Here is a 21,858-nt window from a genome sequence, read left to right on the forward strand (position 1 = left end):
GGTCGCCGATCATGGTCACGGACCTGCCTGCTCAGCGGTCGGCTCAGGAGGCCGGACATGGCAGCGGCGGGGGCGACCCCCATGGCGGAGGGGCACGCCCCGCCGGTGCCTGCCACGCTCAAGCACTGGGTTGCCACGCTCACGCACTAGGCGACGTCAGCTCTCGACTATCTGTGTCACCGGCACAGTGAGTTCGCTCTCCGATGCCTCGTGCGGTTCATCGAACTGCAGAACCAGGTCGCTGTTGTCGAGCATCGGTTCCGCGGAGGTCTCATCGAAAGGGCGTCCCCCGGCCACTGCCACGATTCCGCCGGGGGCCACCAGCGACCAGACTCCGCCGATGAGGTCAGGGCCGGTGCCGGGGATCGTGATGAGCGCCGAGGCGATCATCGGCGAGAGTCCTGCACCGCGGGCGGCCGCGATCGGCCCGAAGCACATTCCCTGGACGATACCGTTGCCGAGGAGGATCGCGAGTGCGTAGTGGTTGATGTCACCGCTGACGATGGGCAGCACCAATGGCAGCGCAAGAACTGCGGCGATGGAATGAGCACTGATGAGCGTGCGCTTGCGTCCGAACCTGTCACTGAGGCGGGCAACGACGAATGTGACGATCAGCGGCGTCAACGCTGCGACGGCTTTCCAATTGAGGCAATCGGATTCGTCCTCTCCGGCCGCCACTGCAATTGAAACGCCCCAAACCGTCGTCAGACTCTGGGGGCCCTAGATCGTCATCGTGGCGAAGAGTGCGCCGAAACCCTGACGCTCGTATCGCTTGAACACCGTCAGCAGCGGAACCTTCCTCTCCTCGTTCTCGTCTTCGAGGGGTTGGAACGCAGGTGTCTCGCTGACTTTGAGACGGAGGACGAGGCCGACGACGCTGGGGGGAGCACGACTGTCGAAGAAGCTGACGGCCGCGTTGGAGAGCCTGTGCACGACTGCCGCCACGACCGATCCTCGCCGGTGGAACAGACACGGCGGCACAGAGCAGCCGCCGCAGAATTGCGGATTACCGCAATCCTCGTCCGGGATGACGTGCCCCGATGACTGCGAGGAATAGACTTCCAATCAAGGCACTGCAGTCCGCGCGGTGCCGCTGTTCAACGATCGTAAGATGCTCGCTGGCCTCGTTGCCCTGCCGTCACCGTGCGTCCGTCGGCACGATCACTGGGCGACACGTCGAAGCGTCGTTCACATGAGAGGCAGTGCGCATGAGCATCATCGGAGTCCGCCGGGAGGGTCTTCGGCGAACCGTGTTCGTCCTCGTGCCTCTGCGCGTCTTCGCCCTCTGCTGCCTGGCGCTGCTAGGCGCATCCGGGTATTTCGTCATATCGGCACGGTACGACTATGCGGCGCATTTCGTCGCCGGTGCCGGCGGCGGGCTGATCCTCCTTGCTGTGTTCACTTCTGCAGCTGCGGTGCTCCGCGTCCGGCGTTCCCTCGAACCGAAGACTGCCGATCTGCCTGTCGTTCTCGCCACGCTCACAGCCATCGGCGCAGGCATCGGCGTCGAGTATCTCTTGTTCGGCGATCCGAGCGCGGATCTGCTCGATATCGTCCATCAGTCGCTGGGAGCGGCGTTCGTCGGTCTGATCTGGACCCTCGCTCCCGCTGTACCCGGCAGTGTAGGCCGAGTCCTGGCCAGGGCATCGGGTCTCGTTGTCCTGGGGCTGGTCATGATCGCGATGGGGGCGAAGTTTGTCAGCCTCTTCTGATCACACTGGGGCAGCCGGCAGACGGCCGAGCGCTGCGCTGCTCATCCACCTCCTGCTCTGTGTGCTCTTCATCGTTCTCGGCATCGTCGTGGCCTGGCAGCGCAGCCTGATCCCGTTCGAACTGCACGGTAAGATCACCCAGTTCGTGGCGGTCGAAGTCGAACAGCCTGGTGTCGACGATTTTGTCGAATTCCACATCGGCGCTGACCGGTACCCGACCATCAACTCCTCTCTGAGGTGCATCGTCGACGGCGCCGAAGTGAACAAGCCAGCATGGACCCGCGATCTCATCGTCGATGGACGACCGTGCACGCTGCCCGTCCCGCGTCAAGCCCTCGCCGATACGGTCATCCCGGCCGGGCTGCTCGTGCTGACAGTTCTCATCGTCCCCGCCGTCTCCAGACGCGCACGCTCGATCGTCGACCCACCCGATCGGGATGAGACCGTGAATTTGGACAATAAGACCCAGCAGTCGTAGCTGCTGGTCTCACACGCTGCGAGCAGACCCCGCGAACTCACGCAGGCGAACGACCTCGGCCTTCGCGTTGGCGATCTGCGCCTCGACGGCCGACCGGGCCGTCCCACCCTTGGCGTTGCGGGAATCGATCGAGCCCAGAGTCGTGAGCACCTCACGCACGGCTGGGGTGAGATGTTCCGAGATCCCCGCGAAGTCCTCATCGGAGAGGTCCCACAATTCGACGTCGCGCGATTCGGCCAGCTGCACGCATTCTCCGGAGAGTTCGTGCGCCACCCGGAATGGCACACCGTTGCGGACCAGCCATTCGGCGATGTCCGTGGCCAGGGCGAAACCGCGCGGGGCCAGGTAGGCCATACGTTCGGTGTCGAATTTCAGGGTCGCGACCATGCCGGTGAAGGCCGGGAGCAGGAGTTCGAGGGTGTCGGTGGCGTCGAAGACCGGTTCCTTGTCCTCCTGCAGGTCACGGTTGTAGGCCAGTGGCAGGGCCTTGAGGGTCGAGAGCAGTCCGGTGAGGTCACCGATGAGGCGGCCGGACTTGCCGCGGGCCAGTTCGGCGACGTCGGGGTTCTTCTTCTGCGGCATGATCGAGGACCCGGTCGAGTACGCATCGTGGAGGGTGACGAAGGAGAATTCCTTGGTCGCCCAGGCGATGACCTCTTCGGACAGGCGTGAGAGGTTGATGCCGATCATGGTGGTGATGAACAGGTATTCGGCGAAGACGTCGCGGCCTGCGGTGCCGTCGATCGAGTTCTCTGCCGAGTCGTTGAAGCCAAGATCGGCGGCCACTGCCTGTGGGTCGAGGCCCAGCGAGGATCCGGCCAGGGCACCGGAACCGTAGGCGGAGATGCCGGCACGCTCATCGAAGTCAACGAACCTTCCGACATCACGCAGCAGCGGCCAGGCATGGGCCAGCAGGTGGTGGGCCAGGAGCACGGGCTGAGCGTGCTGGAGGTGGGTGCGGCCGGGCATCGGTGCCTCGGGGTGGGCCTCGGCCTGGGCGATGAGAACCTCGACGGCATCGAGGACCAGGCTGGCGATGTCGCGAGCATGATCGCGCAGGTACATGCGTCCCAGGGTCGCGATCTGGTCATTGCGGGACCGGCCGGCACGCAGTTTTCCGCCCAGGTCGACTCCGGCGATCTCGATGAGTCCGCGTTCGAGTGAGGAGTGGACGTCCTCGTCGGATTCGGCGGCGACGTATTCGCCGGTTTCGACGCGGCGGCCAAGCTCGTCGAGTGCCTCGGTCATGCCCTGAAGTTCATCATCGTTCAGCAGACCGGACCTGTGCAGCACCTTCGCGTGGGCCTTCGAACCGGCGATGTCATAGTGGGCCAGGCGCCAGTCGAAGTCCGTCGACTTGCTCAGCGCGGCCAGGGCATCGGCCGGGCCGTCCGAGAATCGTCCGCCCCATAGGCTCAGTCGTTCGCTCACAAAAGGTCCTTCCCCACCGTCGGCGCTCTCACACTGACGGTTTGAATCCATCGGTTCGGTGCTCCAGTTCCCGGTCGGCCGGGTCTGGGTTGATCAGGTTTGGGTGTATCAGTTCTCAGGTGTATCAGGTCTCGACGGCGTTTCCAGCCGCATATTCCAGGAATGTCTCGGCCAGCGCCTGTCCCCCGACGGAGGACATGGCGATGACCAGAACAGTGTCGTCTCCTGCGATTGTGCCAAAGATTCCGGTCATCGAGGAGCGGTCGATCGCCGAGGCCAGGTATTGGGCCGCCCCGGGTGGGGTGCGCAGGACGACGGTGTTGTCCTGCGCTGCCGCCGATACCAGGAGTTCTTCGAGCAGCCGGGGCAGTTTCGCGTCGAGGCTGTCGCCCGTGGACTGCTGCAGGCTGCGGTCGCCTCCCTCACCGGGGACGGCGTAGACGGATCCGGAGGTAGATCGGATTTTCACGGCCCCCACCTCGGCGAGGTCGCGGGACAGCGTTGCCTGGGTGACGGTGATGCCCATCGTGGCGAGGTTCTCGGCCAGGTCGATCTGGGAATGCACGGATGTGCGGGTGATGAGATCGATGATCTTCTGCTGCCGCGCGGTCTTCGTCAGGGGGGCAGAGTTCGCCGGTGACGTGGTCTTCTCGGTCATCATCGCTCCAGGAGGAATGCCAGCAGTGCCTTCTGCGCGTGCAGACGATTCTCTGCTTCGTCGAAGACCACCGAGGCGGGGCCGTCGATGACCTCGGCCGTGACCTCTTTGCCCCGGTATGCGGGCAGGCAGTGGAGGAAGATCGGGTCATTGCCCAAGTCCATGAGTTCCTGCGTGACCTGGAACTTCACGAACGGTGACGACTCGTCGTCGCGGCCGTCCGCGTCCTGGCCCATGGACACCCAGGTGTCCGTGACGAGGACATCGGCGCCCTGGGCGGCGGCGACCGGGTCGTCAGTGACCGTGACGGATCCGCCGGTGACACCGGCGAGTTCGTTCGCCTCGTCGATGATCTCCGCGGCCGGCTGGTAGTCGGCCGGTGCTGCGATGCGCACATGCATGCCGGCGTTGACCCCGCCGAGCACGTACGAGTTCGCCATGTTGTTCGCGCCGTCGCCGTAGTAGGTCATGGTCTGACCGGCCACGTCGCCGCGGTGTTCGCGGATCGTGAGCAGGTCGGCCAGGATCTGGCAGGGGTGGAAGTCGTCGGAGAGCGAATTGACGACCGGGACGCTGGAGTACTCGGCCATCTCGTCGAGACCGGACTGCGCGTAGGTGCGCCAGACGATGGCCGAGACCATGCGTGACATCACCTGGGCGGTGTCGGCGATCGACTCCTTGTGTCCGAGCTGCGACTCACCGGGGTTGATGATGAGCGGCTGGCCGCCGAGTGCTGCGATGCCCGCAGCGAAGGAGACCCTGGTGCGGGTCGAGGTCTTGTCGAAGATCACGGCCGCGGTCTGGGGTCCGGCCAGCGGGGTGCGCGAGTACGGTGCCGCCTTGAGTTCGATGGCGAGGTCGAGGACCTCGGCCTGCTCGGCCGGGGTGAGGTCCGTGTCCTTGAGGAAATGCCGTGTCATGGTTCGTCCTTGAGATCGGTATGGCGAGCGCCGATGACGCTCAATGCTGTTCGGGATGTGGGCGGGGTGGCGTCTTCAGCCGGCGATGAGTGCGGGCAGGGCCGCGATGAAGGGCTTCAGATCCTCTTCCGTGATGATGAGGGGAGGTGCAAGGCGCAGTCGGCCAGGGGCGACCGGGTTGATGATGAACCCTGCTTCGAGTGCGCGTGCTGCCACGGCCTTCGAATCCGGAACCTCACCCGATGCACCGGCGGTGAGCTCGATTCCCAGCAGCAGGCCCTTGCCCGTCACCGAGGCGACGCCGGGGATCTCGAGGAGTGCGGACTTCAGCCAGTCGTGCATCTCGCGCACATGTTCGAGGATGCCCTCGGACTCGATCGTCTCGAACACGGCCAGGGCCGCAGCGCTGGCGATCGGGTTGCCGCCGAAGGTCGTTCCGTGCTGTCCGGCTTCGAGGAGCTTCGTGTTCGCATCTCCCACGGTGATCGTGGCACCGATCGGCATGCCGCCGCCCAGGCCCTTCGCCGAAGTGATGATGTCCGGGGTCACGCCCTCGCCGATTTCGTCTTCCTGGTGGGCGAACCAGTACCCGGTCCGTCCCATCCCTGACTGGACCTCGTCGAGGACGAGGAGTGCACCGGCGGCGGTGGTGAGTTCGCGTGCCCGACGCAGGTAGCCGGCCGGGTGCTGGCGCACACCCACTTCGCCCTGGATGGGTTCGATGAACACGGCCGCACAGGTCTCGTCGATCGCGGCGGCGAGCGCCTCGACATCACCGTAGGGAACGTGGACGACTCCGGGGACTCCGGGAGCGAACGGTTCACGATAGGCCGCCTTGGCTGTCAGGGCGAGGGCTCCCATGGTCCTGCCGTGGAAGGCACCGTCGACGGCGACGATCGTGGGTCGACCGCCCCCGGCTGCACGGCGTGTCATCTTGAAGGCCGCCTCGTTGGCTTCTGCACCTGAGTTCGACAGGAACACTGCCGAGCCGGTCGGCAGGTCGAGGACTTCGTGGATCTTCTTCGCCAGGGCGATCTGCGCAGGAGAGGTGAAGAAGTTCGAGATATGACCCAGCTGCCCGGCCTGGTCGCTGATGGCCTTGACCCACGCCGGATGGCAGTGGCCCAAGGAGTTCACGGCGATGCCGGCCAGCAGGTCGAGGTATTCCTTGCCCGAGGCGTCCCACACGTGTGCGCCCTGCCCGCGGACGAGGTCGAGCTGGGGTGAGCCGAAGACCGGTGAGAGGACGCGGGAGAAGTCATCGCGCCAGGGCTGAGCCTGGCCTGTGTTCGCGGTCGGTGTCTCACTCATCGTTCTTCTCCTCCTGGGTTGCATCGGACTGGGTTGCATCGTGCTGTGTTGCCTCGTGTGCTTCGCCTTTGTGCCCGTCACCGAGGGGTGCGGGTTCGACCACACCGTTTTCGACCATGGTGCCGATGCCCTCGGAGGTGAAGACCTCGAGGAGAAGCGAATGCGCCATCCGGCCGTCGATGATGTGGGCCTGCTGCACCCCGTGCTCGATGGCCTCAAGCGCTGCCGTCATCTTCGGGATCATGCCCGCGTCGAGGCTGGGCAGCAGTTCGCGCAGCTTCTTCGGTCCGATGCGCGAGATCAGACTCGAGGTGTCGGGCCAGTTCGCGTAGAGGCCGGGTACATCGGTGAGCATGATGAGCTTGTTGGCCTTGAGTGCCTTCGCCACAGCAGAAGCCGCGAGGTCGGCGTTGATGTTGAGCGGCTGCCCTGCTTCCCCACCGATCTCCGAGGCGATCGAGCAGATGACGGGTACCCGTCCGGCGTCGAGGAGTTCGGTGAGCACTGTGGTGTTGACTTCGGCGATCTCGCCCACCCGGCCAAGGTCGATGACCTCACCGTCAACCTCGGCGTGGGTCTTATTCGCCAACAGCAGGTCCGCGTCCTCACCGGAGAGACCGATCGCGGCATTGCCGTTGCGGTTGATGCGGGAGACGATGTCGCGGTTGACCTGGCCGGAGAGGACCATGCGGATGACCTCGGCAGCCTCAACACTGGTGACCCGTTGCCCTGCCTTGAACTCGCTTTCAATACCCAAGCGAGCCAGCATCTTCGTGATCTGGGGGCCTCCCCCATGGACGACGACGGGTCGGATTCCGGCGAAGCGGAGGAAGGCGATGTCGTCAGCGAAGGACTGCTGGAGCTCCGGGGAGATCATCGCGTTGCCGCCGTACTTGATGACGATGGTGGCACCGGCGAAGGTTTTGATCCACGGCAGCGCCTCGGTCAGGGCTTCGGCCTTGACCTGGGCGGCGGCGAGGCGGGCGGCCGTGGACTTCGTGGACATGTCGTGTGGGTTGCTCATGTGGAGTAGGCGCTGTTCTCTTCGACGTAATCGTGGGTGAGGTCCGAGGTCCAGACCGTGGCGGTGTGGTCACCTGCGTGCAGGTCGATGACGACGTCGACGTTGCGCTCGAAGACGACCTTCTCCGGGTCCTCATAGGGACCCGAGGCTCGGCACACCTCGGTGCCGTTGATCGACACGTCAATCTGCGTTGGATCGAATTCCGCCGAGGTGGTTCCCACCTGGGCGACGACGCGTCCCCAGTTCGGGTCCTGACCGAAGATCGCGGCCTTGAACAGGGCCGAGCGTGACACCGAGCGAGAGACCTCGACGGCGTCGGCTTCACTGGCCGCACCCTGCGTGGTGATCGCAATGTCGTGATGCGCCCCCTCGGCGTCGACGTGGAGCTGGTGCATGAGGTCGAGGCAGAGTTCGCGCAGCAGGCTCGTGAACTCGTCCTCATCGACTGCCGCGTCGTGGGCGCCGGAGGACATGAGGATGACGGTGTCGTTCGTCGACATGCACCCGTCGGTGTCGAGGCGGTCGAAGCTGTTACTCGTCGAGGCCCGCAGAGCCTGGTCGAGCACAGACTGCTCGACCTTCGCGTCGGTGGTGATGACGACGAGCATGGTGGCCAGTCCGGGGGCGAGCATGCCCGCGCCCTTGGCCATGCCGCCGATCGTGTACCCGCTGCTGCCCTCGCGGGTTGCGGTCTTGGCCACCGTGTCGGTGGTCATGATCGCCTCGGCGGCGGCCTCACCCGACTCGACGGTGTCCTCGGCCGCGGCCACCAGTGGCGGCAGGTTGGTGATGATGGTGTCGCGGAAGTCCTGACCGCCGACGCCGATGAGCCCAGTCGAGCAGACGAGGATGTCCTCGGCCTGGGTGTCGGTGCCTGACTCGGTGAGGAGTTCGGCGGTGGTCTGCGCCGTCAGCGTGGTCGTCTCGTATCCGAAGTCACCGGTGTAGCAGTTCGCTCCCCCGGAGTTGAGGACCACGGCACGGGCCTGACCATTCGCCGAGGCCTTCTGGGACCACAGGACGGGGTTGGCCTTGCAACGGTTCGAGGTGTAGACGGCGGCGACAGCGGTGTCGGGGCCGGTGTTGATGACGAGCGAGAGGTCTTTGGTCCCGCTGGGTTTGAGGCCGGCGGTGAGGCCGGCGGCACTGAAACCAAGTGGTGCGGTCACGCTCATGGGGCGACTCCTTCAAGCGGAAGCGCGGTGGTCTCGTCGAGACCAAGGGCCAGGTGGATGGATTGGAGGGCTTGGCCGGCGGTGCCGCGGACAAGGTTGTCCAAGGCCACAACCACGAGAATTCTCTCCGCGCGTTCATCAACGGTGAACTGGATGTGCGCGAGGTTCGATCCGGTGGTCGACGAGGTGCGCGGCCACTGGCCTTCGGGCAGGACGCGAACGAAGGGCTCCTCGGCGTAGGCCTGTGCGAAGGCCTGGCCCAACTCGTCCTTCAGTGCCGCTGCGTCGAGGAGGCCCTCGGCGGTTCTCGGTGCAGACTCCCCCGGCACGGCGGTGATGGTGGCGAGGATTCCGCGGGACATGGGCACGAGTGTCGGGGTGAAGGAGATGCGGGTCGGCCCTTCGGCGGCGTCGGTGCCGAGGACGCCGTTGAGGTTCTGTTCGATCTCGGGCACGTGCCGGTGGGTGCCGCCAGTGCCATAGGGGCTCGCATCGCCGAGGACCTCGGCCGCGGTCAGATGCGGCTTGAGCGCCTTGCCGGCTCCGGAGACGCCGTTGGCCAGGACTGCGTTGAGCCCAGCAGGTGCGGCGAGCCCGGCCTGAACGAGCGGGGCGAGCCCGAGGGTCACGGCGGTGACGTTGCAGCCGGGCACGGCGATGCGCTTCGTGTCCTTGAGTGCGTCGCGCTGCTTGGTGCCGCCGGCGGTGAGCAGTTCGGGCAGCCCGTAGGTCCAGGTGCCCTGGTGAGTCGAGCCGTAGAACTTCTCCCAGGCGGCGGCGCTGATGAGACGGTGGTCGGCGGCAAGGTCGACGATGAGCGTCTCGGGACTCGACTGCTCGAGCTCGGCGGCGATTGCTCCGGACTGACCGTGCGGGAGGGCGAGGATGACGACGTCGTGGCCGGCGAGCACCTCGGCGGTGGACTCCTTGACAACGAAGTCGGAATATCGGGCAAGATGGGGTTGATGTCGGCCGAGCGTCTCGCCCACGGAGGAATGTCCGCACACCGTGGTGACGTTGAGATGAGGGTGAGTGCTCAGCAGCCGGAGGACCTCTCCCCCGGCGTATCCGGTAGCACCGGAGACGGCAACCGTAAGATCATTCATATGTATAAATATACCAGCACATTAAATTATATGCAGGAGGCGTGATGACCCAGGCTATTCAGGCGATGCGAGCAGGTGGACCCGAGGTTCTCGAGTTCAATGAGGTCGATACTCCTCAGCCCGGTCCTGGCGAGGTCCTCGTCAACGTCGAGGCCGCGGGCGTGAACTTCATCGACACCTACCGTCGTTCCGGCACGTACCCGATGAGCTACCCGCACATCGTCGGGTCTGAGGGCACCGGTCATATCGCCGAGGTGGGCGAAGGTGTCGAGAGCTTCTCCGCCGGCGATCGCGTCGCCTGGCACGAAGGTCCGGGTTCGTATGCGACCCAGGTCGTCGTCAAAACCGACAACCTGTTGCGCGTGCCCGAGGGCGTGAGCACCGAGGTCGCCGCCGCAATGCCGCTGCAGGGTCTGACCGCGCAATACCTGGCCACGAGCTCGCATGAGATTAAGCCCGGCCATACTGCTCTGGTCCATGCCGGTGCCGGTGGTGTCGGATTGCTACTCACCCAGATCATCAAGCACTTGGGCGGCAACGTCATCTCGACAGTGAGCACCGAGGAGAAGGCTGAGCTGGCGCGCAAGGCCGGCGCCGACGAGGTCTTCCTCTACGGCGAAGGCGTCGACATCACCGCGAAGGTCAAGGAGCTCACCGACGGCGAGGGTGTCGAGGTTGCCTACGACGGCGTCGGCAAGACCACCTTCGATGCCTCGCTCGCGTCGCTTAAGCCACTCGGTTCGATGGTGCTCTTCGGCGGAGCGTCAGGCCAGGTGCCGCCGTTTGATATTCAGCGGCTGAATTCGTCCGGCGGCATCTTCCTGTCGCGGCCTTCGCTGGCTTGGTTCGTGCGTTCATCGGAGGAGTTGGCTAAGCGCTCAGCGATGCTCTTCAACGGGATTGAACACGGCTGGCTGAATTTCCGCGTGGGCGCCACGTTCCCGCTGGCTGAGGCTGCGGATGCTCATCGGGCTCTGGAGGGGCGAGAGACGACTGGCAAGGTTGTGCTGACAGTGTGAGCCAGCAAACTTACGTAGTAAGTGGTGGGTTCTCCACTTCCAACGCCGGAATGGAAAACCCACCACGTGCAGTATCCGAACTGACTTTGACTCGGCCAACTCTGATTGGCAGCGACCAAAAGTTGCTCGTGGTCATGACCCGTGTTCACCCATCCGCAACTGTAACGTTGAGCTTATGCGAGCGATCGATCTCGAGACCCAAGTATTGGCGGCCGTTGAACGGATCCGCAAAGGCGAGAAGACAGAGAACGATCTGATTGAGTGTAAGCGGGCGTGGCCAAGCAATAATAAAGCGCGTCAGCTCGCCGGTAGCCTCAATCGTGCCGCAGGTGACGCGGTGATCTACGTAATAGGGATCGATGAGAAAGACGGTTCAATCCACGACACCTCCGACACTGACATTCTGGATTGGTGGAGCCAAATAGTCGGTCAGTTTGATCAAGTTCCTGCTGAAATGGTTCGACACATTGATGTGCCGATATCTAACGAATCAGTAGTTGGTATCGCTTTTTCGTCGGACCGGGCGCCCTACGTCGTGAAAACTGGAAGTCCCAAGCCAAGCTTGGAGATTCCCATCCGTGAAGGCACCGGAACACGGACGGCACGACGGGATGAAGTTCTACGCATGCTCGCTCCAGCTATACGCGTGCCCGCAGCTACGGTATTGGAATCCAATTTTTCCGCGGTCCATTATCCTCCGCTAGCCTCAGCTGAGAACGCCGCGAATGACTATCGGCGGGAAGAGAGCGTTCACGCATTTGGTACCGCCGATTTCTTCGTGGAGCATGATGGTCGAGATCTCGTCACGTTGCCCACTCACGCTATGGACGGAATCATAGAAGTTGGTGATCTCTCGTTCACGCTCAATGTGACGCCAGATTGGTTTCAGTCCGAGACGAAGGCACCACGAAAAGAATATATCGATCGGCAGCGTGAAGCCGTCTTGATCTCAGGTCCCGGCGTAGTACCCCTGCGAGTAGACGTAGAAGGATTATTGCTCAGCCACAGGAAGTTACTCGAAACCACGAACTCCGTCACTGTTCGGTTGCACCTCGGGATCCTTCACACGAGTAAACCGCTCGTGATCGAAATGGAGTTGAACACTAATCCGAGAGAACACCAACTTCCTGAGGATTTGAATCGATGGAGCGTAAGAGGCAAATAACCATGCAGGATCAGGAAAACGTCACCCATGCCCCTCCGCATCTAGGACGGGGCGCCTTTGGCGGAGGCCTGTTTCGACCAAGGGCGTCTTCCTCATACCAAGTAAGGCACTCGCGAGGAGTACGGTGATTATTGTCGAGAGCGTTCCAGGTCGGCGCGAGCGATTGCATGAGAAGGGCGCGAAGCCACGTGCTGCAATTCGCCCGTGATCGCCCTCGCGACAGGCAAGTCCTGCGGCGATATTTTCGCGCCGTACGACGCAAATAGGAAGATCGTGAGGGTCATGTTCACAGAAAGTCGACTCAGGGGATTCGAGAGGATCCTGACAACAGAGGTCCACGTGTCCGACCTTCTCCAGGAGCTCACCGACCGCGATCCAATGCCGTGGGGAGACATTATTGACATGGTGCCTATCGCCGCTCACCGCGAACACTCGTTCTCGAAGCTGAAAGGGGAAAAGCGCATACAGGGCTCCATTGACCTTCTGCTTGAATCGTCTGACGGCGATGAGGTCGCGATAGAAGTCAAGGTCGCCCACCAATTCCCGGAGAACCAGAGGATTCGTTATGAATCCTCGACCGACGGGGCTCTCGTCATGATCGGCATGGCCGGAGACCAAATGCTCGTCGATAGCTACCCCCGGTGGACCTTCCGCGCCCTCGCCGACGTTTTTGCCGCCTGGTCGGAGTCTTCCAACCAGGTTGCCGCGCTGCTTGCACGAATAGCGGCGGAGACGTTGCGTAGGTGGGACGGCATCATCGACTCAGTCTTCCGCCCCGCCACTGGAGCTGCCAAACTTGACTCGCTCCAGGAAAAGTTCCTCGCGATTCTGGTCTCGCGCCGACTCGAGCACGATCTGAGTAAGTGCGGGTGGCACTCCAGAGCCACCGTCTCCAAGGGGTCGAGCGGACTGGCACTGGTCCAGGGCTTCGCGGCACTCAACGGCGACGAGGACCGGTGCCTGATCGCTGAAGCTCGCTGGGTTGAAGGCCTTCGACAAATAAACTTCCGACTGGGTATCGACTTCTCTCTGGATGAAACTCGAGACACACGCGCCGAGGCGTGGATTCTCGCGAAAGAGATGACCGACGCCATCCGTATCGAGGCCTTCCAACGACACCTCGGCCACGCCCGGCCAGACCTCATGAAACTCGTCACCTTCCGTGGTGCTGGCGGTCGTAACACCCCAAATGACGATGTCTGGCTACCGGTGGTCGAGCGCGGACTCAAGGACTCGTCCAATATTGATGGCGTCCCCGGCCCTAAAGGTGTCCAAGGAACTAGGCAAAACGTAAATCCAGGGTTCGTGGGCGACGGCACCCTGCGCTTTGAGGCGTCCGGCCAGATAAAGTCCGTCGCGGTAGATGCTGTGGACCTCTTAGACCTGATCGACGAGGCGTTGAAGTACCTCTGCTCGGAGTTGCCAGATGGGTACTCGGCTGGCTCACTGGTCTGAGGCGGATCCAAGCTGTACTGCCCATCGAGGTTGGGTAATCGCCTGATGGGTGGCTGGTTTCCGATCGCACTGTGGGGCGTGTGGAGGTTGTACTAATGGATCCAGGCCGGTAGCACTTGACGATACTCACTGTCGTTGTCATTGAATTTCGCGGAGGCCCACCCGTCGGCCAGAGTCCGGTGAAACCGCTCGATCTTGCTATTCGTCTGGGGCCGAAGACCTGAAGATTGCATGGGAACCTGGTCGCGACAACCGCCAACCGCTGAGAAGCATCTTAAACAATTCAGCAGTTTTGACGAACAATATTCACGAACACCAGAAATTGCGGCGGCACAACGTAGTGAACCATGTTGGGCCCAGCATAATCCGGAATGGTCACTTGAGATAATCCGCTGAGCCTACGACGGGCTCGCACCAAATCAGAAGTTTCTCTTCGATACCTCCGAACGCGAAAGTCAGGTCCGAATATCGCGGCGCATCGGCCAAAGCAGATATTTACGCCGCAGCATGAGCAATTGGGGCACGGTTCCGCGCCCCAGCGCGAGCCCAGTTGACTTGCATCGTGGACTTCGTCGACGCATTCGGTGTTGACCAAACGGGTGGAGGCCGACGGACACGAATTCGTCAACGATGCTCTAGCACTCTTCGGTAAAGAGCATGTCAAGCTCACCGAAGGACAACACCCTTCCAGATGTTTTATGTTCGTGCTCTGCTGGGACTTGTACCCTCCAAGATCGTGTCCGATGAGCACCCCGTGATCATTTCAATCTGCCAGTACAAAGTCACTAGCAAAGACACGAGAGCCCTACATACGTTTATCAGGAACTCCTCCCACCGCCACAACTCGGCTGCGTGGATGAAGTCCGTCTTACTCCGCCGCCTACGGCATGCTATCGATTCGACCCGATTGCTCCACGGGCGCTAACCAAAGCACCCTACATTCCTACGCGGCTCACACCGCCAAGCATCGGCACGTCGCTACCTGTTCTTTGTACAGTATTGGCGCTAACGACATCAGTGTTCCAACGAGCAATTTTCGAATTGAGAAGTAGAATCACCAGATCACAACCCGTCTGGACCCGCGTGTTCACCAGCGTCTCGACCGAAGCTGACAGGAATCAGCAGGCAACTCTTACCTACCTTTGTTCAGATGCATCATCAGTTTTCCGAGGACTAACTCTCGGTAGGTGCCAGGGGTGATAGTTAGAGGTGATCCCGAAGGGCGTCGAACCTCCTCCCACAACTTGAGGATCGACTGATTGTGTCCTAGGTTAATCGCTTCTTCACAGCCTTACCCAACGTCTTTTGCAGTTGCTCTCTGACCGACGTCGCGATTAACTCATAACCCGGCATGACGTCCCCACTAGTATCCAACTGCACAAATTGTCCCAGTACAGCAAAGTCAACTCGGCGAAGTTGGTCTACAGTCGCGTCCTCCCAAACTGGAGCAGCCCGGAAACCGCCGCCCAAGATCTCGGCCAACTCGTTACCTATGCGGATCTGTTCAGACTCATTGGCAATATCGAATAAGGCTTCGGGAGCCTCTTGTACGTGCAGACGCATGACGTCATCACCTTCAGTGAGCGCCTCCACCACCGGTAAGAACTCGGCATGGGCCTCTATGTAACCCGTGATGTCACGGAGCAGTTTGCCGGCACCGGTAGATCCCGAGCGCGTTCGACCAGTGGTCGCCTGCATCTCACGCTTTCGCCGGCGAAGTGTGGTTGAGTTTGCCTCTGCAAATGCCTCATCGGCCAGTTGCTCGGGACCGGTGATCCCCGCCGCACGGGCGACTGCCACATTCAGCTCTCGCCACACAGCCACTGCAGAGCTAGTCATCTCGAAGATCTTCGCTCGGGTCGTCTTCCGGTAAGCGCGGTAGGCCTCAAGGACTGCTTTCTTGTCTGTTGTGCTGACCAGTGTCCAATCCAGAGCTACCCAATCCAGTAGGTTTCGCGTTGACAACCAACGAACGCCCTCCACGCCTACTTCACTGCTTCTATACAGGGCAGAAAGCGCTCCAAACACACTCGCGAGGCTGGCGGCGATGAGCTCTTGGTCTGCGGGATTAACTGCTCTAGTCACGGTAATGACGTGGAAATTGTTGTTGGAGACGAATTCATCGTCTGACCACCAGACCTGCGGTTGAAACTGTGGATGGATTCCAATGGCGATTCGCGACCGCCTCCAGTCCGCATGCCACCAAGCTTTTCCTTTCGCCCGGACACTTGGCGAGTCGAGAGCACCTGCACGCTCTACTGCACGGATGTATTTATCCAGCTGCCCGCCTTTCGGTAGAGTCTTCGGGGCGCTAAGCACCCAATAGCCGATGTCGTTGGGGTTGTATTCGCCAGTCTTAGCATCTCCAGGAGCACCGAGCAACGGGGTCAGGTACTTCTTGCTCAACGTAGTCTGGATGTCGAACGCAGTTAGTGACCGACGATCACTTGTCTTTGTCGGCTCCCGGTCCCTCATCTTGTAGAAGGGGTGGCCCAGCTTGTTCCCGCTATAAACGGAGACCTCGCTAGCGGCCCCTAAGCGAACGGCGTTTGCAGCGCCTTCGTATTCGCGGAGAGCATCCGGTATCGTTCCTTCAATCAACGCGTCGCTCTCAGCACCGAGGTTAGAGAGATCGCGAACGACATTCCGCTCGGCAGGTCTTGGAAAACCGGCAACGTTGATTATTTCGCCGCTCACGGGCTCCTTGACATTGACGAACTCGAACTTACCCAAGGCGCCCGGGGCCTGTCCCCGCGGAATCATGAAGAGCGAAATGGGCGCCACACGGGCGTCCGAGAACCAAACATCAGACTCGGTGTGCCATACGGAAATGTCATATTTGTTCCTAGCCCAACGTAGGAGACTGATGTGCTTCTCGTTCTGGAGGATGGAAGCAGGTAGTACCAGTGCGATTCTTCCCTTTGGACTCAGCCAAGCCGCACCCAGCAAAATAAACCAGGCTGCAAGATTCACGTTGTCCGACATCTTGGAAGGCAACACGCTTACTCCGCCGCCTCCGGCGATGCTGGCGAGGTCGCTACGGTACCTAGTTGGACGATCTGCCTTCTCATCATAAGGAGGGTTCCCAAGAATGACGTCAAACTTGTCAGGAAATGGCAGCTTATACGGAGCTCCATTCTGTGGAGTCACGTCCACTGCCGGTTCTCCTGGTCGGATGTCAAAGGCGTCGCGGTTCGAGACTGCAGGGAAGTTATGCCCTTTGTATACGTCGCGTGTAGCGAGATTGACAGTCGACAGTTGGACGGCGAAGGAATCGAGGTCGTTGCCGAAGACTTGGCTGAGCACCTCCTCATGGGTCTTCGATTGTCTGAGTTCGTTGTAAGCCTCAACTAGGAAAGTGCCACCACCCGCGCAAAAGTCGACGACGTGATCATTGGCCTTCTGAACACCCCATCGGGTCATTGCCCGAGCAAGACGGGACTGTGTGTAATGCTGGCCCATATCTTGTCGGCGGTCCGTCGAAATGAGCCTTTCAAAGATGACCCCAATAATTTCGGAGTTGATCTCCGCGAACTTGACTCCGTCGAGAACCGAGAAAAGCGAAAGCCACAGTGCTCGAAGCGAATCACTCTCGATGCTCAGAACAAACCTGGCCCCTTCGGAAAGAGTGAAGATAGTCTCGTAGTCACCTGTGATCCGCATAGCCTCGTCGAGATTCTCAAGAAAAACATTGAGCATTGCCTGAGAGGTGCTTGGATTGGTCCCTTTGAGGATCGGCTTCAGCGAGAAGTTTGGCCGCACCGTCTCGTAGAAGAGGCCAGAAGTCAGAATTTCGGCCGTTGCCTGTGCGACGAAATATCGTGCCACATCGGTTTTGGTGAGGTCGAAGTCGCGGTCTTTGGCCTCGTCAAATACCTGCTGCGGCAGTGCCATGCGGCCCAGGCGGTCCATGAACTCGGGTAATGCGTCACTGACAATGGCATCGGTTGAGGATTTGAAAATTGTGAAGTATGCCTCGTCCTTGCCGGCTACAGTTACCGGTGCATTCAGGGTCCGAGCTACATTCAGTTGGCGGAAAAAGTCTGTCAAGCCCGGGCGCATCAACGCCTCACGTCGTATTTGCGTCAGATTAGCCCACCAATCCTCGACAAGGGTTTCCTTCTCGTCCGCCAGTGCTACCCGGTCCCCGGCAACCGTCGCAAGATAATCGGTGCCGTCGTACGCGTCGACGTCGAAGAAGGCAATCTCCAGGAAGTTTGTGGTGAAGGCAAATCGCCCGCCCTTCCGCTTGGCTTTGTCCAGAGCATCTGTAACCTCGGACTCGACAAATGCGTGGAGACCCTTCACCGTCTCTGGCCGCTTCGCTTCGCCACTTACCAGAAGTTCTCTATTGCCGTCTGCCCGTCGAACTTCGACGTCCGGACGCTTGCGGGTGCTCTTGTCGTTAGTCTCAACAATCCACTCGATCTCAAAGCCCAGAACTTCAAGGCCGACTTCTTCGGCTACCTCCTTAAGATCGGACAACATTCCGACCTCATTGCGTCCGGTGGACAGTCGCTTGGCCATGGGGCACCTTTCCTTTCTTGCAAGCGTTGTCAGCGCTAGTTTGTATCGGACGACTCCGAGTTCTCCGTGTTGGCTTCTTCGGCGGACATGTTCAGACTTTGTTTGCCGTAGAGCATCATGTTGTAGTGGGCCTCGTGCCGTGCCTCCCTAAATACCCGTCGGAAGACATCGAGATAAGTCTGCAGCGAAGCCGGGCCAGGTGAGTAGTGAACGTCTTCAAAGACGGAGTGTGAGCCTTCGTTAACCCAGGTGAACAGGGAACGGAGGACGGGTCGTTCAGACGCTGTCAGCAGCGGAACCAGTTCCTCCTCCCAGATGCCATTGCCCATAATCCTGAAGTAGCTCTCCAAGATCCGCCTTAAGATGTTTTCGAGCCCGACGATACTCGTCTGTTCGCCATCGACGGCCCGTCTAACTTCGCCCCAGAGCCGCTGGTATTCCGTGGTGATTGGATTTTTGGAGTGGGGCTCGATATCACTTGGCGCCGAAAGGTGCTTGCGAATGACGTAATAACCGCGTCCAGCTTCAGAATCACCGTGTCTAAGATGGGTGATTTCCTTGTGGAAGTAGACGTTGTGGGTCAGCAGTATGACCTGACTGATGCGATCCTGACCAGACAGCGCGCGGTTAATGAGGTTCCGCACTAATGCACCGACGATAAATAGCACGTCGCTGTCGAGGCTCGAGATCGGATCGTCGATCACTGCGATGGTGCGGCCGGCACCCTCGGCAGGTTCTCGCCCATCGAGCCGATAGAAGTAGTAGAGGAATGCTATGAACGTTCTCTCCCCTTCGCTCAGGGACCGCTCGTGTAGTGCGACGCCGTCTCGGGAAAGCATGTATCCGTCTTGGAGTTCTTTGGATTCGACGATCTCGAAAGAGGTGAAACCCGACCTTCTCAGGAGGTGGTTGATCTGGTGGATGACAGGTTTTGACGACTCGACTGATCGTTGCAGGTCGCGGACTTCCTGGTCGAGCCTCTGAAGTTCTTTAGCTGCACGATCCGCCCTTCCTTGAGTCACGTCTACGCCGGTCTGGAGCCCTGGTGCTTTGCGTCGGTACTTAGCAAGTTCATCTTTCAAAAGCACTTCACTGAGATAGCGCCAACATCTCGTGACCAGTTTGGGCCGTTCGCCGCGTCGCGACTGAACTAAACGGTTGTGATCCCGAATCTTTGTGTTGGCCTCGTCGATCACTGAGTTAAGAGCATCAACCTGCTCATCAATCGCGTAGAAGGTAACCTTTTCAGAAGGCGTGCGTTCTTTTTTGTCGATCTCAGCCAGATTCCTGGTGATTTTCACCTTCAGGGCCGCCCTAGCGTCACGGTAGCGCACCGGATCCAACTGGGCTTTGGCATCCTCCCCGTATACGTTCTCAGCCTTCGTGACGTTGTCGGCCCATTCACGGAACGCCGAGGCGAAGGCATCGCGTTTCTCGATCTGGGCGGCGTAGTGGTCGTCAAACATCGTGGCGAGTTGGACAGCGAGATCCTTAGGAGCCTCCTGCTGACAGAATGGACACAGCCCGTTCGCATCACGTAGATACCCTCGGCCTTCAGACACCCAGTCACTGTTCCCGAGTCGTTCCACAAGCTCACTAAGTGACACCTCCGAACTCCCCACGACCTTCTCACCCAGCAGGGCATGGCCGTCGTGAACTTCGGCAGTGAATAAAGGAACTTGTGACAACTCGTAGCGGGCAGTGGCGTCGTCTGCAAAGATCGCCTCAGCATCCGCGAGTAGTTCATCGATCGTCGGAGGTGTAATGTCATCGGACGGCTCGTCCATTGAGAGCAACTCTTTTAGAAGCTTCTTGCTATCATTGCCTATGCCTCCCCGGCCGGTGAAGGCAGAAGTCAAGGCACCGTGTTCGGCGATCATAGCTTTGTACTTGGTCCACGCAGCGCTCTTGAGGTCGTCGTTTGCGATGTCCTGCTTCGTCGTGGCATCCGTGAGACTGTGTTTGGCTTGGTCCAGCTTGTCGTGGGCCCGTTGCCGTTCTCCTCCATCCTTCTCGATAGCCTCGAGTCTCGCCTCAGCATCCACGCTCGACTCTCCGAGTACGAAAACCCCGGGGATACGACTTGATTCGCGCAGTACCTGGTCCACAAAGTCTCGGTTGTAGACTGTGATCGCCATTGGAACCGAATCATTCCAGTCGTGCGCAATGTCGAGGGACTCGTCGCCTGCGAAAGCACGACTGATCGTCGTCTTTCCTGAGCCATTCGAGCCAAAGAAGAAATTCACGGGTTGAAGCCCGGTAATAGTTAGCGGGAGGTCACCAAAGCACACGCCCCCAGTGAGCCGAGTCTGTTGCAACATCAGCGACCCTCCGAATGGAGCCTACGGGGCGTCCCTCCATGCCTTAAACGCTCGCAAGTCGAAAGCTCAAGGAGGACTACCCAACGAACGGTGTCTCCAGATACCCTCAGTGTCATTTCCCTGTGCTCCCAACCTGTTAAGAAGAATGCGATCATCCCGGGGGTCGATCCGCACGCTTGTAGCCTATACTTTTTCTATGCCCAAGGATCTAACCGATATACCGGAATTTCACGGCATCGTCAGTCCCAAGACACCACGACTCTGGTCACCAGGTCTTCAAAGCGTCTGATGCTGACCCACTTCAGCGATCTAGCCGCAATCTCTGCCAGCGAATTAGGTAGGGGCTGTCCGGTCACAATTGCGCTCGCAAGAAGCAATTGTTCGCGTCGCTCGTATGCGTCGCGCCACGTAGCATGCGCCGCGCTCGAGCTTCCGGATACGTCACTTTCGTCATAGCCAGGCAGAAGCCGAGGTTCTAGATTCACCGCAGAATCATTAAGAAGCGCATCCACAACTGCCCTCGGCTCGCGGAGATCGTTTGCTTCAGACTCCCCGCCTTCATCCAGCACAAGAATTGCCAGGTGGAGTGCATCAGCGTAGATCCAAGCTGCTTCCTCAAGTAACTTGGGTATCAGATGTATTGACTGCTCCTGCAAACCAAACGAGGCATCCTCAAACGTCGTGAGAAAGTTGATCTCAGTCTCGAGTTGCGCCAGCTGGCGCCGCAAATGCTCCTTGTCAATACTCCGTTTTACATCCACAGCGAGCAGTTCGGACAATCGTGGATTGGCTTCCGTCCCGATGGCGTGAGCAGATGTCAGCACTGACCTCGTGTGTGCGCGGAACTCAGATTTCCGCGCAGCCTGGTAACTTTGGAGTTCCCTCTCTACGCGCTCAGCGGGCTTGATCGACCTACCGAGGGCTCCGTCGAACTTGCCGGACGAGATCTCACCGGACTGAGCGAGAAGGAAGCGAGTCAGATGCGACTGCATCAGATGGGCTTCATCTTCCAACAGAGCTATTTCCTGGACAACCTCTCCATCAGAGACAACATCCTGCTTCCCACGCTCAAGGCTGCGGGTACAAAAGATCGCAGCGTCCCAGGGCGCATCGATGCTCTGATGGAGAGGTTCGGAATCAGTCATATTGCGAACCATGGAATCACCGAGGCATCCGGGGACCAGTTGCAAAGAGCCTCAATCTGCCGCTCGCTGTCGGTGGGATCTCAGGTGCTCTTCGTCGATGAACCCACAGGTGCCCTCAACTCTTCGATGACGGAAGACGTCATGGACGCCATCTCCTCCGTCCATGAGGATGGCACGACGATCATCATGGTCACCCATGATCCCGTGGTGGCGGCTCGCGCCGATCGTGTCATCTACCTTCGGGATGGGGAACTAATCGACGAACGGCCCCTTTCCGGTATCACCGAAACGGAGACTCGGTCGAAAGAGGACGAGCTGCAGAGCTGGCTCAGCGCCAACGGTTTACGCCCGCCCTGCAGAAATATGCGGACTTCTTCGGCTATTTAGAAGTTTCCCTCGCTACATCGAATT

The 21,858-nt window shown here is 60.3% G+C and carries 18 protein-coding genes and 1 pseudogene; 6 read left to right on the forward strand and 13 right to left on the reverse strand.

The features are described from left to right. Positions 1–156: 156 nt before the first annotated feature. Positions 157–678 (reverse strand): hypothetical protein, encoded by a 522-nt coding sequence (locus tag AAFP32_RS10085; RefSeq protein ID WP_350269021.1) that lies wholly within the window; start codon positions 676–678, stop codon positions 157–159. Between the two features lie 42 nt (positions 679–720). Beyond that, entirely contained in the window at positions 721–945 is a 225-nt protein-coding gene (locus AAFP32_RS10090; protein ID WP_350269022.1) for a hypothetical protein, read from the reverse strand. A 263-nt stretch (positions 946–1,208) separates the two neighbouring features. On the opposite strand from AAFP32_RS10090, the gene AAFP32_RS10095 reads away from it, so the two are divergent. Both AAFP32_RS10095 and AAFP32_RS10100 read left to right on the forward strand, forming a co-directional pair. Continuing rightward, on the forward strand, positions 1,209–1,712 hold the full coding sequence (locus AAFP32_RS10095; protein ID WP_350269023.1) for a hypothetical protein: 504 nt from the start codon (positions 1,209–1,211) through the stop codon (positions 1,710–1,712). After that, a complete protein-coding gene (locus AAFP32_RS10100; protein WP_350269024.1) occupies positions 1,696–2,190 on the forward strand; it encodes a hypothetical protein in 495 nt (164 codons plus the stop codon). The genes AAFP32_RS10095 and AAFP32_RS10100 overlap by 17 nt, the downstream gene beginning before the upstream one ends. Positions 2,191–2,199: 9 nt before the next feature. On the opposite strand, the gene argH is transcribed toward AAFP32_RS10100, so the two are convergent. From argH to argC, 7 genes are all read right to left on the reverse strand, one after another. Next, positions 2,200–3,621 carry an argininosuccinate lyase gene (gene argH, locus AAFP32_RS10105; RefSeq protein ID WP_350269025.1) on the reverse strand — a complete coding sequence of 474 codons (1,422 nt, stop codon included), beginning with the start codon at positions 3,619–3,621 and terminating at the stop codon, positions 2,200–2,202. Positions 3,622–3,745: 124 nt separating this feature from the next. Continuing rightward, positions 3,746–4,279: an arginine repressor gene (locus AAFP32_RS10110; RefSeq protein WP_350269026.1), complete on the reverse strand. Its 534-nt coding sequence runs from the start codon at positions 4,277–4,279 to the stop codon at positions 3,746–3,748. Then, positions 4,279–5,199: an ornithine carbamoyltransferase gene (argF, locus tag AAFP32_RS10115; RefSeq protein ID WP_350269027.1), complete on the reverse strand. Its 921-nt coding sequence runs from the start codon at positions 5,197–5,199 to the stop codon at positions 4,279–4,281. Before argF ends, AAFP32_RS10110 begins: the two co-directional genes overlap by 1 nt. Before the next feature lie 75 nt (positions 5,200–5,274). Further along, entirely contained in the window at positions 5,275–6,510 is a 1,236-nt protein-coding gene (locus tag AAFP32_RS10120) for an acetylornithine transaminase (protein WP_350269028.1), read from the reverse strand. After that, positions 6,503–7,534 carry an acetylglutamate kinase gene (gene argB, locus AAFP32_RS10125; protein ID WP_350269029.1) on the reverse strand — a complete coding sequence of 344 codons (1,032 nt, stop codon included), beginning with the start codon at positions 7,532–7,534 and terminating at the stop codon, positions 6,503–6,505. Before argB ends, AAFP32_RS10120 begins: the two co-directional genes overlap by 8 nt. Continuing rightward, positions 7,531–8,709 (reverse strand): bifunctional glutamate N-acetyltransferase/amino-acid acetyltransferase ArgJ, encoded by a 1,179-nt coding sequence (argJ, locus tag AAFP32_RS10130; protein WP_350269030.1) that lies wholly within the window; start codon positions 8,707–8,709, stop codon positions 7,531–7,533. Before argJ ends, argB begins: the two co-directional genes overlap by 4 nt. Further along, on the reverse strand, positions 8,706–9,815 hold the full coding sequence (argC, locus tag AAFP32_RS10135; RefSeq protein WP_350269031.1) for an N-acetyl-gamma-glutamyl-phosphate reductase: 1,110 nt from the start codon (positions 9,813–9,815) through the stop codon (positions 8,706–8,708). The genes argJ and argC overlap by 4 nt, the downstream gene beginning before the upstream one ends. A 44-nt stretch (positions 9,816–9,859) precedes the next feature. Between argC and AAFP32_RS10140 the strand changes: the two genes are divergently transcribed. The 3 genes from AAFP32_RS10140 to AAFP32_RS10150 all read left to right on the forward strand — a co-directional run bounded on the left by AAFP32_RS10140 (position 9,860) and on the right by AAFP32_RS10150 (position 13,454). After that, positions 9,860–10,834 (forward strand): quinone oxidoreductase, encoded by a 975-nt coding sequence (locus AAFP32_RS10140; protein WP_350269032.1) that lies wholly within the window; start codon positions 9,860–9,862, stop codon positions 10,832–10,834. 175 nt (positions 10,835–11,009) lie between these two features. After that, a complete protein-coding gene (locus tag AAFP32_RS10145; RefSeq protein ID WP_350269033.1) occupies positions 11,010–11,999 on the forward strand; it encodes a hypothetical protein in 990 nt (329 codons plus the stop codon). Positions 12,000–12,203: 204 nt separating this feature from the next. Further along, a complete protein-coding gene (locus AAFP32_RS10150; protein WP_350269034.1) occupies positions 12,204–13,454 on the forward strand; it encodes a hypothetical protein in 1,251 nt (416 codons plus the stop codon). Positions 13,455–13,468: 14 nt separating this feature from the next. Here the strand turns inward: AAFP32_RS10150 and AAFP32_RS10155 are convergent. From AAFP32_RS10155 to AAFP32_RS10170, 4 genes and pseudogenes are all read right to left on the reverse strand, one after another. Next, a pseudogene (locus AAFP32_RS10155) lies at positions 13,469–13,669 on the reverse strand (integrase core domain-containing protein); the annotation flags it as partial. 1,051 nt (positions 13,670–14,720) lie between these two features. Next, complete coding sequence (locus AAFP32_RS10160) at positions 14,721–17,981, reverse strand: HsdM family class I SAM-dependent methyltransferase (protein ID WP_350269035.1); 3,261 nt, start codon at positions 17,979–17,981, stop codon at positions 14,721–14,723. Between the two features lie 35 nt (positions 17,982–18,016). Continuing rightward, positions 18,017–20,227 (reverse strand): AAA family ATPase, encoded by a 2,211-nt coding sequence (locus AAFP32_RS10165; protein ID WP_350269036.1) that lies wholly within the window; start codon positions 20,225–20,227, stop codon positions 18,017–18,019. A gap of 314 nt (positions 20,228–20,541) precedes the next feature. Continuing rightward, on the reverse strand, positions 20,542–21,081 hold the full coding sequence (locus AAFP32_RS10170; RefSeq protein WP_350269037.1) for a hypothetical protein: 540 nt from the start codon (positions 21,079–21,081) through the stop codon (positions 20,542–20,544). Between the two features lie 93 nt (positions 21,082–21,174). Here AAFP32_RS10170 and AAFP32_RS10175 point away from each other — a divergent pair, with 93 nt between their 5' ends. Next, positions 21,175–21,834: an ABC transporter ATP-binding protein gene (locus AAFP32_RS10175; protein WP_350269038.1), complete on the forward strand. Its 660-nt coding sequence runs from the start codon at positions 21,175–21,177 to the stop codon at positions 21,832–21,834. The last annotated feature ends 24 nt before the right edge of the window (positions 21,835–21,858 follow it).

Source organism: Brevibacterium sp. CBA3109 (genome assembly GCF_040256645.1).
Taxonomy (GTDB): domain Bacteria; phylum Actinomycetota; class Actinomycetes; order Actinomycetales; family Brevibacteriaceae; genus Brevibacterium; species Brevibacterium koreense.

Bases quoted from the DNA above. Each gene is read 5' to 3' on its own strand.
- argC (WP_350269031.1), bottom strand. From the start codon at position 9,815: ATGAATGATCTTACGGTTGCCGTCTCCGGTGCTACCGGATACGCCGGG.
- AAFP32_RS10140 (WP_350269032.1), top strand. From the start codon at position 9,860: ATGACCCAGGCTATTCAGGCGATGCGAGCAGGTGGACCCGAGGTTCTC.
- argJ (WP_350269030.1), bottom strand. From the start codon at position 8,709: ATGAGCGTGACCGCACCACTTGGTTTCAGTGCCGCCGGCCTCACCGCC.
- AAFP32_RS10095 (WP_350269023.1), top strand. From the start codon at position 1,209: ATGAGCATCATCGGAGTCCGCCGGGAGGGTCTTCGGCGAACCGTGTTC.
- AAFP32_RS10120 (WP_350269028.1), bottom strand. From the start codon at position 6,510: ATGAGTGAGACACCGACCGCGAACACAGGCCAGGCTCAGCCCTGGCGC.
- argB (WP_350269029.1), bottom strand. From the start codon at position 7,534: ATGAGCAACCCACACGACATGTCCACGAAGTCCACGGCCGCCCGCCTC.
- argF (WP_350269027.1), bottom strand. From the start codon at position 5,199: ATGACACGGCATTTCCTCAAGGACACGGACCTCACCCCGGCCGAGCAG.
- AAFP32_RS10145 (WP_350269033.1), top strand. From the start codon at position 11,010: ATGCGAGCGATCGATCTCGAGACCCAAGTATTGGCGGCCGTTGAACGG.
- AAFP32_RS10160 (WP_350269035.1), bottom strand. From the start codon at position 17,981: ATGGCCAAGCGACTGTCCACCGGACGCAATGAGGTCGGAATGTTGTCC.
- AAFP32_RS10110 (WP_350269026.1), bottom strand. From the start codon at position 4,279: ATGACCGAGAAGACCACGTCACCGGCGAACTCTGCCCCCCTGACGAAG.